Raw genomic sequence first — 13,725 nt, 5'->3', positions numbered from 1 at the left:
TTGTTTTTAAAGCATTTATTAATTTAGCACCAGCAAAGTCAAGAGTTTTACTTCTTCCTGGTAATCTTATAATTAATAAACTCTACCATTAAAGAAAAGGCAATTGCAAAATAAAGATATCCTTTTGGTATTGCGCCAACTGTTTTTCCAAATAAATTTGTGTGCGAAAGGTGTGCTGCTTCAGTAATTAGCATAAAACCAATAAGTATTAAAAACGACAAGCCTAAAATTTGCATACTTGGATGTGCATCTATGAACTTGCGTATTGGGTTAGCAAAACCAATCATAATGCCAATAGAAATAACAACAGCTATTATCATTAAAATTAACGTATAATAGTGGTTTTCATGTAAACCGTTAGTCATACCAACTGCAGTTAAAATAGAATCTATAGAAAAAATAAAATCAATAATTACAATTTGCGTTATGGCTTGCGATAGGGAAGTGATTTTTTTGTTTTTCACTTCGTCTTCATCATGATTAGGAGTTTCTACTTTTTCTCTAATTTCAGAAGTGCTTTTATAAATTAAAAATAAACCTCCTACAAATAGTATAATACTTTGCCAGCTAACCGCAATTTGTAACCAAGAACTTTCAAAATGAAAAAAGGGTTTACTTAAGCCAACTAAAAACGAAACAAAGAATAATAAAATAATACGTTGTACCATGGCAAGCAATAATCCTATATTAGTAGCCTTGTTGCGTTGGTGTTCTGGTAACTTGTTTGCAGCGATTGAAATAAATACAATGTTATCTATACCCAAAATAATTTCTAAAAAAGTTAAGGTAAGTAATGCAAAAATCGCGTCACTGGTAAATAAGAATTCTAACATAATTATTTCGGTGTTGATTAATACAACATGTAATCCCTTATTGTATCAAATTGTTTTAAAAAATTATTTTTTAAAAGCTTCTCCTTTTTGTTTTGTTTTTTCGCCAACATAAGAGTACTCAAATGTATATGAATTCTTTGTTGTTGTAAGAATTTTTAAATGCACATCTTTATGTGCAGCCATATTTTTTGGATTAATGGTTTTAAAAATCATTTCACAATCGTTAATCCAACGAACTTGAGTAGAATCTGTTTTCCCATCATAAACCTCAACTTGTAAATCTTTTGTTCTTGTAAAATTAGAAGTGTACACTTTGTTATCAATAGTTACTTCGCTATAAAAAACACCAGTTTTAAAATCTGTACAATTTCTTTCTACTTGGTAACAATTAGAAAAAGTTAAAATAATGAAGGCAAACAGAAAATATCTCATCAAAAAGGTTTTATACAAAATTACTAATCTTTTATATTTTGATAAGTTACTTTTTGTAAAAAGAAGTTTAAATCTTCATTTTTTTGTTTTTCCTGAGAATCGTGTATTTAATTTTTTTGTGGACGCTTTTACGAATTGTTAAAATTTTGAAAACTACCATCGGTGTAAAAAATAACAATGCGTTCAATTTTTTTTCCTTCGGAAGAATGTAGAGGTAAATTTAAATTCGAATTCGAAGAAGAAGATGGAGGAGACGAATTTGAAATTTCTATATTTTCATTATTAGAAGCAGTTGGTTTTTTTTCTACTTTTTCAATTTCTTGAATTTTCGCTTCGTTTTTATTTTCATTTGGAAAAACTCCTTTTCCATTCATTAACCAATATAATTCTACTTCAGGAAAGGAGGAAAGAACCTTCATTACAAAATCTAAACTTGGCTTATTTCTACCTGAAAGAATATGCGAAATAGTGGAGCGTTGTACACCAACTTTTTCTGCAAAAGAAGAGGCGCTTTCCCCGTAAAAATCTATCACTTTTTGTAATCTTTTTGTAAACGCTTGTGTGTTTATCATTGTAAACAAGTATTTTTATATTTGTAACGTTACAAATGTAAACATTATTATTGTACTATAAACATATTTACTTGTTATATCTTTTAGGTATTGACTTAAAGCTTTATATAATTAATCTTAAATCACTGAAAAATAAATAATTAAACTTTTGTTTTGCGATTTGTTAAAATTTTTATCTTCAAACTCTGTTCAACTTTGTAGCATGGTATATATTTGTTTAACAATGTAACCAATTGGATGGTATTTCTTTGTTTACATTTGTAAATTATCAATTGTTTACCTTTGTAATCAATACAAAAAGTTTATGCGATTAGAAACCCTAAAATTGTTATTTAAAAAACACAAAGAAGTATCTCTTTTTAATAGATATATTCACTCCGAAAACATTACCCCTTTGCTTGAAAAACTAGCTTTAAAATGTGAAGTTTTAGTGGTTGGAAAATCTGTTCTTCAGGAAAATATTTATACTATAACTATTGGTTCTGGACCAAAAAAAATATTAATGTGGTCTCAAATGCACGGAAATGAAAGTACCACAACCAAAGCAATTTTCGATTTATTAAACCTCTTAATAGATAAAAACGAAGTTTCTAATACTATTTTAAATGCATGTACAATACAAATTATTCCTATTTTAAGTCCAGATGGAGCAAAAGCGTATACACGTATAAATGCCAATCAAGTAGATTTAAATAGAGATGCACAAAACTTAACACAACCAGAAAGTATGGTTCTTAAAAACTGTTTTGATGTTTTTAAACCAGATTTTTGCTATAATTTGCATGGACAGCGTACTATTTTTTCAGCGGGAAATACTAATAATAGTGCAACGGTATCTTTTTTAGCTCCAGCGCAAGACGAAAATTGTACTATTACGAGTAATAGAAAGAGAGCGATGGAGGTTATTGCTGTTATGAACGATAATTTACAGCTTCAAATTCCAAATCGAGTAGGTATTTATGATGATGCTTTTAATATTAACTGTGTAGGGGATACATTTCAAACGTATAATGTTCCTACTATTCTCTTTGAAGCTGGTCATTATCAGAGAGATTATAAGCGAGAAATAGTTAGGGAATATATTTTTCAATCCTTATTGGTTTCTTTGAGTTATATTGCTAATACGGCTGTTTTAGGAGATTCTTATGTAGGTTATTTGGCTATTCCAGAAAACCAAAAGTGCTTTTATGATATTATAATTAGAAATGCTAGGATCGAAGATGAAGGTGAATTGCTAGATGTAGTAATACAGTATCAAGAGAAATTAATTAATAATCGAGTAGCATTTTTACCGAGAATTGAAAAATTTACTAAATTAAATGTGTATTTTTCTCATAAAGAATACGATGCTAGAGGTGGTGTGTTAAAGACAATGAAAAAGGAGCCTATATTTGAGGGTTACGAAAACGATTTAGTGATGCTTAATGGCGAGTCTATTTCACTAAAATTAGCAGAATCTTAATATTTAGTGCATAAAAATCAATAAAAATGTATTATTTTTGAATTTAATTTAATAATACAATAAAATGGCAAAGTTTAAGTTAGACGAAATAGATCATCAAATTTTGGATATGTTGATCCAAAATACGAGAGTTCCTTTTACAGATATAGCAAAAAAATTATTGATTTCTGCAGGAACTGTTCATGTGAGAGTTAAAAAAATGGAAGATGCTGGAATCATTAAAGGTTCTTCATTAACTTTAGATTATAAAAAACTTGGCTATTCTTTTATTGCTTATGTTGGTGTGTTTTTACAAAATACTTCACAAACTAAATTTGTGTTAGAGCGTATCAATGAAATACCGAATGTAACCGTAGCACATATAACAACAGGGAAGTTTAATATTTTCTGTAAAATAAGAGCTAAAAATACGGAACATGCAAAAGATATTATTTTTAAATTAGATGATATTGATGGTATTTACAGAACAGAATCTATGATTTCTTTAGAAGAAAGTATAAATGATAAAAAACGATTAATGCACTCTATTTTTAGTGAATTATAGAATGTACATTCAATATTAATGAAGCCCTTTTTAAGGGCTTTTTTTATTTTAAAAGATGAAAGTAAAAGATTTAAATGTTAATGAGTATAATACTTATTATGAAACTTATATTAGTAAAGCAACTAGTTTAAGTTTGTTAGATGGCTTTAATGAAAGTTTTACGGAAACCCTTGCCTTTTTTAATGCATTACCAGAAGATAAAATGGAATATGCTTATGCGGAAGGTAAATGGACTATAAAAGAGGTGATACAACATATTATAGATACCGAACGTGTTTTTGCTTATCGTGCATTGCGTTTTTCAAGAAGGGATACGACAGAATTACCCGGTTTTGATGAAAATGCATATACACCTTCTAGTGAAGCAAATCGAAGAACTAAAGAGTCACTTATTGAAGAGTATGTTAATGTTAGAAAATCTACAATAAATTTATTTCAAAGTTTTACAAATGAAATGCTTTTATTAAAAGGAATGGCAAGTGGTGGTAGCATGTCTGTTAGAGCAATTGGCTTTATTAATATTGGACATGAAAAGCATCATTGCGGTATAATTGCAGAGCGGTATTTGTAATTATTCTTCTTCCTCTATTACAATATGACCAGCATCGTCTAAAAGTAAGTCTTCGTTAATGTCGAAATTATTCATAGTGTAATGCAGTTTACTACTCACTTTTACTAGGTATATGGAGTCTTTCGTTTTAACCTCAACAGCTTCAATCGTTTCGTTTTTGTGATTGTCGAAAATAATAATGTCATTATCCCCGTAGCCATCAGGGAATTTTTGTGTTAATAACTCCAAAAGTTCTGGAGTTAACTTTTTGTAGTCTACAATTAATCTTCGCATAACTATAGTGTTTAAGTTAATAAAACCGTAGTTTTTTCTTTTATAAGCGAATTAAAGTTACAAAAATTTTAATTTAAAAGGTTAAGAAGCGTAAAAATTAAATGCTTCTAGTATTAGCTCGTTAGAAACTTTACAATTAATTTTAGGTTTACCAATTTCTTCTAGAAGTACAAAATTTATATTTCCGTGTTCGTTCTTTTTATCGTAAATAAGTAGTTCGATAATAGGAGTATAGTCTTGTTCTTTAAAAATCACTTTGCCAAAAACGTTTGTGATTACGGTTTTTATCTCTTGGTTAGTTGTATCGCTTAGTCCTTTGAGTTTTGTAGAAATATAGCTAGCTAATATCATTCCAACAGCAATCGCTTCGCCATGTAGTAGTGCTGTTTTGTCTGCATTACTTAAAAAGTATGATTCTATTGCATGCCCTAAAGTATGTCCGTAATTTAAAGTTTTTCTCACATTTTCCTCATGAGGATCTTGTTCAACAATATCTTTTTTAATAATTATAGACTCGTAAATCAGTCTGTCTAAATCTTTGGTTGTTTGTTCCGATAAATTTAAAAATTCGTTCCAGTATTTTTCACTAGATATTAAGCCGTGCTTAAGCATTTCGGCTAAACCGGAGCGCATTTGGTTTTCTGGTAATGTTGCTAAAAAAGCAGAATCTATTAATACCATTTCGGCAGTGTTAATAACGCCTATTTGGTTTTTTAAAGATCCTAAATCAATTCCAGTTTTTCCGCCAATGGAAGCATCAACCATTGCAAGTAACGAGGTTGGTATGTTAATAAAACTAATACCTCTTTTAAAGGTAGAAGCAACAAAGCCGCCTAAATCAGTAATCACACCACCACCAACATTAATCATTAAGCTTTTTCGGTCTGCACCATACTCAGATAATGCTTCCCAAAGGCCTAAACATATGTCTAGGTTTTTGTTTTCTTCACCAGATTCTATTTCTAAAATGTCATATGTGATTTCTGCCTCTATATTTGCTAAAACAAAAGGAATACAATCTGCGTTCGTGTTTTCGTCTACTAAAAAGAAAATCTTTGAATAATTTGAAGCTTTTAAATGTTCATTTAAAGAGCTGTAAGCGTTTTCATTAAAATAGATATTGTAATCCTGAGTGGTAATTGGTGTCATTAATAATAAAATTATTTTGATGTAAAAATAAGGAGAAATTAATCAAATATGATAGACTTCAATTATATTTGTTCTATTAATTTTAATAATATGCATTCAGATAAAATTTTTGAAAATACAGAAATTGCTTTCGCATTAAAAAATGACTCGCAATTAGAGCGTGCTTATTTTTTATTTAAAATGATTTCTAATGAGCCTTTGGTTCGTATTGGTACAGCGGCTACCAACTTTGCTTTAAAAGCTAATTTGCCTATTGAAGGATTGATTCGCTCTACGGTTTTTGACCATTTTTGTGGTGGTGTAAATGAAGATGATTGTTTGTCTGTGATAGAAAACATGTACACAAAAGGAGTGAGTTCTGTTTTAGATTATTCGGTAGAAGGAAAAGAAAATGAAGCAGAATTTGATGCAGCAATGCAAAAAATATTAAAGATTATAAATTTTGCTGATGAAAAAGAAAGCATGCCAATTGTAGTGTTTAAGCCTACAGGTTTTGGTAGGTTTTATTTATATCAAAAGTTGGGAGAAGGGAAGGAACTAACAGAACAAGAGCAAGAAGAATGGGATAGGGTCGTGCTAAGATTTGATACTGTTTGCAAGGCAGCAAAAGAAAAAGATGTTGTTGTTTTAATTGATGGTGAAGAAAGCTGGATGCAAGATGCAGCAGATGATTTGGTTACGCAAATGATGCAGCTTTATAATACTGAAAAGCCTATTGTTTATAATACTTTACAGATGTATAGGCACGATAGGATGGCTTTTTTGAAAAGAGAAACTGCTTTAGCAAAAACCAATAATTACTTTCTTGGTTATAAATTGGTTCGTGGTGCCTATATGGAAAAAGAAAATGAAAGAGCAGAAAAGAAAGGCTACACTTCTCCAATTTGTATTAGTAAGCAAGCAACGGATGAGAATTTTAATGCAGCTGTAGCTTATATGTTGGATCGTTTAGATGTAATGTCAGTTTTTGTTGGCACGCATAATGAATCTAGTAGTTATTTGGTTATGGATTTAATGAAAGAAAAAAATATAGCAAATAATGATTCTAGAGTTTGGTTTGGGCAGCTTTACGGTATGAGTGATCATATTAGTTATAACCTTGCGCATTATGGGTATAATGTAGCAAAGTATATTCCTTTTGGGCCTGTAAAAGATGTGATGCCTTATCTTATTCGTAGGGCAGAAGAAAATACTTCTGTTGCAGGACAGACAGGCAGAGAGCTTACTTTATTGAAACAGGAAAAAAAGCGAAGAAAGTGTTAGTTCGTGTGCGTTAATTAAAGAATATTTCTAATATAAAATAAAAAATCCCGAAACGTTTCGGGATTTTTTATTGCTTTCATTAGTTTTTTCTAAACTTCCACCATTTTTTCTTTATGGGATTTTTGCCATAACCGTAGGTGTAACTTCCAGATTTTTTATGATCTACAGCATTTAATAAAATAGCCATGTTAGGCAAGCGTTTTTCGGTATACATTGTTTGTGCAATGTGAAGTTGTCTTTTGTCAATATAGTTAGCTCGTACTACGTAAACAAACATGTCTGCGTATTTGCTAATTAGTAAAGTATCTGTAACTAAACCAACAGCAGCAGTATCTACAATTATATAATCGTATTCGTTTTTAACAGCTTCAAAAAGATCTCCAACGCGATCATTCATTAATAACTCTGAAGGATTTGGAGGGATAACTCCCGATGGAATTACATCTAGAAAAGGGTTGTCTTCTAACTTTGTGGTAACAGCTTTAGCGGTAAGTTTTTTGTTGCCTATGTAGTTGGTTATGCCAGTTTCATTTTTAATTTTTAAATAATTTGTTGCTTTAGGTACTCTAATGTCTGTTTCTATTAAAAGGACTTTCTTTTCAGAAAAAGAAAGGGAAGAGGCTAGGTTTATAGAGGTGTGCGATTTTCCTTCTTGACTAGTTGTAGAGGTAACAAAAATGATTTTAGCTCTGTCTGTGATGTCTTGAAGCATGAAATCAATATTTGTTCTTACCATTCTAAAAGCTTCTGCTTTTGCAGAGTAATCGACCTTTTCTATTAGTTTTTTTCGATTGTTTGATTTTGGAATATCTCCTAAGTAAGGTACATCAATATTCTTTTTAATATCTTTTATAGTGTGAACTTTAGAGTCTAATAATTGAAATAAATAAATTAAGCCAATTGGTAAGCTTGCTCCTAAAATAAGTGCAGATAAATAAACGATTGGTTTTATTGGTGAAATTGGTTTTTTTCCAGCAAATCCATTGTCTACAACTTTTGCGTTAGGAGAGGAGATACCATGAGAAATAGCTGCCTCTTCTCGTTTTTGCAGTAAATACAAGTAAAGAGATTCTTTAATGTTTTGTTGTCTTTGTGTGTCTCTAAACTGTCTTTCTTTTGTTGGAGTTGTATAAATTTTACCGCTAATTTTATTTGCTTTTTCGCTTAAAGCACTTAGCGTAATTTCGTTAGAGGATTTAATGTTGTTTAAATTTTGATTTAAATTGCCTTTTAACTCATTAATTTGGTTCGTTAAGTTTACAACAGTGGGGTTTTTTTCGCTAGAGTGTTTTAGTAATCTGTTTCTCTCAATTACTAAATCGTTATGTCGTCTTGTGATTTCTCCAATAGAATTTTCGGCAATACCAATATTCGCAGGTAGTAAATCGGAAGAACCACTATTTTCATCCACAAAATCTTTCATGTAATCTATTAGCTGAATTTGATTACTTGTATTAATGATCTGTGTTTCATTATCTCTTTCCGATTGTAGGAATATGTTAGATTGTGTTGCTAAATCTGTTAGTCTGTTTCTTTTTTGAATGGTTTCTGCTGTTAAATCTACTTGACCTAATTCTCTTGAAACAATTTCAAGTCTGCTATTAATAAAGTCGGAAGTGATTTCCACTACTTGTTGTTTGTCTTTTACTACGTCTTTATTATATACCTCTATTAGCTTACTTAAAAACAAAGAAGCTTTGTCTCTATTGTTGTCTGTTATAGATAGTTTGATTATGCTAGAATATTCTTTTGTTTCAATACGTAGGTTGCCTTTGTAGTCACCTGTTATTTTTGTGACTGGAGAAATTTGAATGGTAATATTAGACCCTATTTTTGCAGCGTATTGTCCTAGATTTGGGGTAATAATAATGTCTCCAAAGCCTGTTTTTATAGGTTGACCAAAACTGTGTAATGTTCCTTGGTCTTCTATGTTTTGATCTTTAGATTTCCAGACTTTTTCACCTTCGGTTACCCCTTTAAGTAGAAATTGAGTCTTAGAATGAATTTTTACATTCATGATAGTATCTGCTAGAAAAAGAATAGAATCTGTTGCGCTAAAATTTAAGTTTAAAGGAGGATTGGCGTATACTTCGTGATTTTGTATTCTTCCTTCGACATAATATTGAATGTTGAATTTTAAGTCTTTAACTACTTGCTCTATTAATTCTCTTGAGCCAATAATTTCAGCTTCATCTAAAACATTATTAAGGTCTTTTTTAAATAAACCATAATTTTGTAAAGAAGATAACTCTGGTAATTTTGTGCTCTGTCTTTCGTCTTTAATTTGTATTGTAGCGCTTGCTTTGTATTGGTAGGTAGCATATCTTAAATATAAATGTGCTAAAGCTATTGCAGCAATTACGCATAGGATTACTAGTTTCCATTTACTTAAATATGGATCTACTAAATCTCTAAAATGTTCTTTTTGATTTGCAGCGTTATTATTCATTACGGGCTTTTTAATTTACAATAATGGCAGTTAATGATACAAGAACAGCGAGTGCTGAAATAACAACTGCTGTATTTTGATTATAAGTGGAAGAGCGAACTCTAGCTTTATTTGGCGAAATATAGATAACATCGTCTTGTGCTAAATAGTAGCTTTGGTTATTTAATACAGCAATGGATGTTAAGTCAAATTGTGCGTACTGTTTTTTGCCATTATTGTCTCTAATAAGTAAAACATTATCTCTTCTTCCATGAATAGTTAAGTCTCCTGCATATCCTAAGGCTTCAGATAAAGATATTTTTTCATCTTCTAAAACAAAAGTTCCTGGGTTACGTACTTCTCCTAAAATAGTTACTGTAAAGTTTATTAGTCTAATATTTACAATTGGGTCTTTTAGGTATTCTTTTAATCTTGTTTTGAGTAATTCTGTAGCTTCGGTTCTACTTAGGCCTCCTATTTTTAGTTGCCCTAGCACTGGGAATTCTATATTTCCAAATTTATCTACTAAGTAGGTTTGCATTTTAGTGCTACCCTGTGTTACAATAGCAGATTGTCCTTCTGAAATTGTAGGAAGGTTAAATGGTCTTGCAGCTTCAGGGTCTATAGATGATACAATGATAGAGATTTTGTCGTTGGTTTTGTAAACAATATCTGTATCAAAATCTATTGGTTGGTAGTCTGCAAGCGTTTCGTCTTGAAAGTATGTTATCTCTTGTGTGGTTGCGCAAGATGCAAACAGAAAAACAAAGAGTAAGGAGGTGATAATACTAGTTTTTGGTTGATTAAAGATAGATTTCATGATTAATAGCTTTTTTTTTTTTATATAAGTTTATTTTATGTTTAAAACTTCGTATTTGGTATTGTTAGGGTTGTATTCTGGTACTATGTCTTTAATTAAAGAAACTATTTCGATATTTGAAGAAGTAGAATCTAGTTTTAGTAATTTTCTGATTTTTTCTAATTGACTTTCGTTAACATCTTTGCATCGAGCAATCATTATTTTTTCGTTGTAGGTTGGTTTGGTGTTTTCGCCATCTATTAATAGTTCTTCAAAAATTTTCTCTCCAGGTCTTAATCCTATTATTTTTATATCGATATCTTCTGGGTAATTTAATCCAGAAAGTGCAATCATATTTTTTGCTAAATCAATTATTTTAACGGGTTTTCCCATGTCGAAAACAAATATTTCTTCACCTAATCCCATGGCTGCGGCTTCTAATACTAGCTGACTTGCTTCAGGAATAGTCATAAAATATCGTATAATATCTTTATGAGTAACTGTTAATGGGCCACCAGTTTCAATTTGTTTTTTAAATAAAGGAATTACTGAGCCATTAGATCCTAATACATTACCAAACCTAGTAATAATGAACTTTGTTTTTCCTTTTACTATATTTTTTTGGCAGAATATACATATTTCGGCAATTCGTTTTGTGGCTCCCATTACATTTGTAGGGTTTACAGCTTTATCTGTTGATATTAGTATGAATTTTTCGGCGCCATGTTTCATTGCTAATTCGGCGGTGTTATAGGTGCCAAATATATTTACGCTAACCGCTTCAAACGGATTTTTTTCCATTAAAGGTACGTGCTTGTATGCTGCTGCATGAAAAATAATTTCAGGTTTGAAGGTGTTAAAAATTTGATCTAAACGCTGTTTGTTTCTTACATCAGCAATAATGGTTTCGATGTTTGTTATCTTATTTCTTTTAAGTTCTTGTTGTAAATCGTATAAAGCAGATTCCGAATTATCTATAATCACCAGTTTTTTGAATTGATAATAGCTTAGTTTTCTAACTAGTTCGCTACCAATAGATCCTGCAGCTCCTGTTACAAGTAGCACTTTGTTGTTGTATTCGTCTATTAGTAGTGGGTTATCTATTCTTATAGGTTCTCTCCCTAAGAGGTCTTCAATTTTTATGTCTTTAATTTGACCAATACTTAAGTCGCCATCAATCCAATGTTGTACATCTGGAACAATTTTCACTTTCAAGTTTAAAGCAAATAAAGAACCGGAAATTTCTAATAGCCTATTGGAATCAATGCTTTGAATAGATATAATTACTTCGTCAATTTTGTTTTTTTCTACAAACTCTTTGTTGATTTTTTTGGGGTTATAAACATTTAGCATGTTTATTTTTTTTCCAATTTTCCCTTCTTTATCATCTAAGAAACCAAAAACTTTAATGTTGCTTTTTGCATCATTTGTTATGGCATCATATGTGATCATTCCAGAATTTCCAGCGCCATAAATAAGAACCGTTTTTAGGCTGTCAAAATCATGAAATAAGCTTTTATATATGTGTTTGATAAAGAATTTTGCGCCAATAATAAAGAATATGTTAAGTAATAAATGTATGTATATGATAGAGCCTGGAATATCAAAAACACTATCAAAATTGTATTTTCTACTTATATATGTAGTGATTATTAATATGGTTGCTAGTATGTTTAAACCAATAACAACATTCACTACGTCTTTAACTCCTGTAAATCGAACCACACCTTTGTGAGAGCTCACCGTTAGAAAGCTTATTACTGTTGCTGTGAATACGAAAGGGAGTTGTTTTAAAAAGGTGTAAAAATTAAAATCTATTACAAAATTATATCTAATTATATATGCTATAAAAAAAGTAAAAAGTACAATGCAAGAGTCAAACAGGAGTACAAGCCATTTTGATGCGTAGCGCTCTGTTAGTTTTCTTAATATGTCATTATAATTAATCAAAATAGGATATAATTAATTTTGTTATTCTATTTAATTCTGCTTCGGTAAGACTTGATCCACTTGGTAAACAAAGGCCTTTTTCGTATAAATTATTTGATACTCCGTTTAAATAGGCAGGGGCGTCTTTATATAAAGGTTGTAGGTGCATTGGTTTCCATGAAGGTCGGGATTCAATATTGTTGTTTTTTAATAGTTTTATTAAATCGTCTCTTGTTTGTTTTGTGTCTAATAGCATGCAACTTAGCCATCTGTTTGAGGAAAAACCTTCTGGTTCTTGTAAAAATGTAATTGCATCTATATTTTGTAATTGCTTACAATAGTGGTTGTAGTTTCTTTGTCTTAGTGCTACGTATTTGTCTAGTACTTTTATTTGTCCTCTTCCAACACCAGCAATAATATTTGTCATTCTGTAATTGTAGCCAATCGTTTTGTGTTCATATTCTAGTCCTTCTTCTTTTGCTTGTGTAGCTAAAAAGAGGGCTTTTTTCTTTAAAGTTTCGGATTTACTGATTAAAGCACCACCGCCAGAAGTGGTTATTATTTTGTTTCCGTTGAATGAAAGAATAGAGAAATCTCCAAAGGTGCCGCATTTTTGACCGTTAACTTGACTGCCAAATGCTTCCGCACTATCTTCTACAACTGGGATATTGTATTGATTAGATATTGCATGTATTTGTTTTACATTGTATGGCATTCCGTATAAATTAATAGCTATAATAGCTTTGGGTTTTTTCCCTTTATTTATTCTGTCTTTTATTGTTTTTTCTAATAAAACAGGACACATGTTCCATGTTTGTTCTTCACTATCGACTAAAATTGGTGTTGCTCCTAGGTAAACAACTGGGTTTACAGATGCTACAAACGTTTTTGTTTGGCATATCACCTCATCACCTTGTTTAACATTTAACAATGTTAATGCAAGATGAATTGCTGCAGTGCCAGAACTTAGAACCGTTGCGTAACTTTCTTGATCAAGATATGTTTCTATGTCTTTTTCAAAACCGTTTACGTTAGGTCCTACTGGTGCGATCCAATTTAATTTAAATGCTTCTTTTATGAATTCTTGTTCGTGTCCACTCATATGAGGTGGAGATAACCAGATTCTAGAATTCAGATTAGATTCATTAATAGCCATATAAATATTGTTGTTTTTAAAGTATTAATCAAAAAAATACGACAAAGAACTCATTTAAACGTTCTTTGATTTAAATACTAAAGGTATTAAGTTTTATCTAAATTTATACACGCTTTTATGCTTTATTAATATATAAAACAACAGTTTATTTATTTCGTCTTTTTTGCTAGATCAATGTGTTATTAGGAGAGACTCTATAGCTTCTAGTTATAGATGGTGATAAATATACAAAATTATAAGATTAGAGTTGTTGTTTTTTTTGTTTTTAATAAAGTGTTGTGTTAGGATATATTCTTTTTAAATAATAATTTAGT

13 protein-coding genes are annotated in these 13,725 nt (G+C 30.5%); 4 read left to right on the top strand and 9 right to left on the bottom strand.

The annotated features are described in order from the left end of the window. Window positions 1–47 precede the first annotated feature (47 nt). From Q4512_RS07705 to Q4512_RS07695, 3 genes are all read right to left on the bottom strand, one after another. Window positions 48–833 carry a TerC family protein gene (locus tag Q4512_RS07705; RefSeq protein ID WP_303423629.1) on the bottom strand — a complete coding sequence of 262 codons (786 nt, stop codon included), beginning with the start codon at window positions 831–833 and terminating at the stop codon, window positions 48–50. Between the two features lie 63 nt (window positions 834–896). After that, window positions 897–1,265, bottom strand: coding sequence for a DNA topoisomerase IV (locus Q4512_RS07700; RefSeq protein WP_303423627.1), 369 nt, complete (start codon window positions 1,263–1,265; stop codon window positions 897–899). Window positions 1,266–1,393: 128 nt separating this feature from the next. Beyond that, the gene (locus Q4512_RS07695) at window positions 1,394–1,837 is read right to left on the bottom strand and encodes a helix-turn-helix transcriptional regulator (RefSeq protein ID WP_303423625.1); all 444 of its coding nucleotides are present in this window, start codon (window positions 1,835–1,837) and stop codon (window positions 1,394–1,396) included. Between the two features lie 304 nt (window positions 1,838–2,141). Between Q4512_RS07695 and Q4512_RS07690 the strand changes: the two genes are divergently transcribed. From Q4512_RS07690 to Q4512_RS07680, 3 genes are all read left to right on the top strand, one after another. Continuing rightward, complete coding sequence (locus Q4512_RS07690) at window positions 2,142–3,299, top strand: M14 family zinc carboxypeptidase (RefSeq protein ID WP_303423623.1); 1,158 nt, start codon at window positions 2,142–2,144, stop codon at window positions 3,297–3,299. 64 nt (window positions 3,300–3,363) lie between these two features. Beyond that, entirely contained in the window at window positions 3,364–3,843 is a 480-nt protein-coding gene (locus tag Q4512_RS07685) for an Lrp/AsnC family transcriptional regulator (RefSeq protein WP_303423621.1), read from the top strand. A gap of 55 nt (window positions 3,844–3,898) precedes the next feature. Further along, window positions 3,899–4,414 (top strand): DinB family protein, encoded by a 516-nt coding sequence (locus Q4512_RS07680; protein WP_303423619.1) that lies wholly within the window; start codon window positions 3,899–3,901, stop codon window positions 4,412–4,414. On the opposite strand, the gene Q4512_RS07675 is transcribed toward Q4512_RS07680, so the two are convergent. Together Q4512_RS07675 and aroB are read right to left on the bottom strand one after the other, a co-directional pair. Continuing rightward, window positions 4,415–4,687, bottom strand: coding sequence for a hypothetical protein (locus Q4512_RS07675; protein WP_303423617.1), 273 nt, complete (start codon window positions 4,685–4,687; stop codon window positions 4,415–4,417). Between the two features lie 81 nt (window positions 4,688–4,768). After that, window positions 4,769–5,836 carry a 3-dehydroquinate synthase gene (gene aroB, locus Q4512_RS07670; RefSeq protein WP_303423615.1) on the bottom strand — a complete coding sequence of 356 codons (1,068 nt, stop codon included), beginning with the start codon at window positions 5,834–5,836 and terminating at the stop codon, window positions 4,769–4,771. Between the two features lie 90 nt (window positions 5,837–5,926). Between aroB and Q4512_RS07665 the strand changes: the two genes are divergently transcribed. Beyond that, window positions 5,927–7,099 (top strand): proline dehydrogenase family protein, encoded by a 1,173-nt coding sequence (locus tag Q4512_RS07665; RefSeq protein WP_303423613.1) that lies wholly within the window; start codon window positions 5,927–5,929, stop codon window positions 7,097–7,099. Window positions 7,100–7,178: 79 nt separating this feature from the next. Here Q4512_RS07665 and Q4512_RS07660 read toward each other — a convergent pair whose 3' ends face one another. The 4 genes from Q4512_RS07660 to Q4512_RS07645 all read right to left on the bottom strand — a co-directional run bounded on the left by Q4512_RS07660 (window position 7,179) and on the right by Q4512_RS07645 (window position 13,411). After that, window positions 7,179–9,548, bottom strand: a complete 2,370-nt coding sequence (locus Q4512_RS07660) for a polysaccharide biosynthesis tyrosine autokinase (protein ID WP_303423611.1) — start codon at window positions 9,546–9,548, stop codon at window positions 7,179–7,181. A 10-nt stretch (window positions 9,549–9,558) separates the two neighbouring features. Further along, window positions 9,559–10,347 carry a polysaccharide biosynthesis/export family protein gene (locus Q4512_RS07655; protein ID WP_303423609.1) on the bottom strand — a complete coding sequence of 263 codons (789 nt, stop codon included), beginning with the start codon at window positions 10,345–10,347 and terminating at the stop codon, window positions 9,559–9,561. Between the two features lie 30 nt (window positions 10,348–10,377). After that, window positions 10,378–12,069, bottom strand: a complete 1,692-nt coding sequence (locus tag Q4512_RS07650) for a polysaccharide biosynthesis protein (protein ID WP_368389412.1) — start codon at window positions 12,067–12,069, stop codon at window positions 10,378–10,380. 199 nt (window positions 12,070–12,268) lie between these two features. After that, window positions 12,269–13,411, bottom strand: a complete 1,143-nt coding sequence (locus Q4512_RS07645) for an aminotransferase class V-fold PLP-dependent enzyme (protein ID WP_303423605.1) — start codon at window positions 13,409–13,411, stop codon at window positions 12,269–12,271. Window positions 13,412–13,725 lie beyond the last annotated feature (314 nt).

The organism is Oceanihabitans sp. 2_MG-2023 (genome assembly GCF_030547245.1).
Classification (GTDB): domain Bacteria; phylum Bacteroidota; class Bacteroidia; order Flavobacteriales; family Flavobacteriaceae; genus Oceanihabitans.
This window is presented reverse-complemented; position numbering and strand designations above follow the sequence as displayed.

Excerpts from the sequence above, each read along its gene's own strand:
- Q4512_RS07705 (WP_303423629.1), bottom strand. The coding sequence starts at position 833 with ATGTTAGAATTCTTATTTACCAGTGACGCGATTTTTGCATTACTTACC.
- Q4512_RS07700 (WP_303423627.1), bottom strand. The coding sequence starts at position 1,265 with ATGAGATATTTTCTGTTTGCCTTCATTATTTTAACTTTTTCTAATTGT.
- Q4512_RS07695 (WP_303423625.1), bottom strand. The coding sequence starts at position 1,837 with ATGATAAACACACAAGCGTTTACAAAAAGATTACAAAAAGTGATAGAT.
- Q4512_RS07690 (WP_303423623.1), top strand. The coding sequence starts at position 2,142 with ATGCGATTAGAAACCCTAAAATTGTTATTTAAAAAACACAAAGAAGTA.
- Q4512_RS07685 (WP_303423621.1), top strand. The coding sequence starts at position 3,364 with ATGGCAAAGTTTAAGTTAGACGAAATAGATCATCAAATTTTGGATATG.
- Q4512_RS07680 (WP_303423619.1), top strand. The coding sequence starts at position 3,899 with ATGAAAGTAAAAGATTTAAATGTTAATGAGTATAATACTTATTATGAA.
- Q4512_RS07675 (WP_303423617.1), bottom strand. The coding sequence starts at position 4,687 with ATGCGAAGATTAATTGTAGACTACAAAAAGTTAACTCCAGAACTTTTG.
- aroB (WP_303423615.1), bottom strand. The coding sequence starts at position 5,836 with ATGACACCAATTACCACTCAGGATTACAATATCTATTTTAATGAAAAC.
- Q4512_RS07665 (WP_303423613.1), top strand. The coding sequence starts at position 5,927 with ATGCATTCAGATAAAATTTTTGAAAATACAGAAATTGCTTTCGCATTA.
- Q4512_RS07660 (WP_303423611.1), bottom strand. The coding sequence starts at position 9,548 with ATGAATAATAACGCTGCAAATCAAAAAGAACATTTTAGAGATTTAGTA.
- Q4512_RS07655 (WP_303423609.1), bottom strand. The coding sequence starts at position 10,347 with ATGAAATCTATCTTTAATCAACCAAAAACTAGTATTATCACCTCCTTA.
- Q4512_RS07645 (WP_303423605.1), bottom strand. The coding sequence starts at position 13,411 with ATGGCTATTAATGAATCTAATCTGAATTCTAGAATCTGGTTATCTCCA.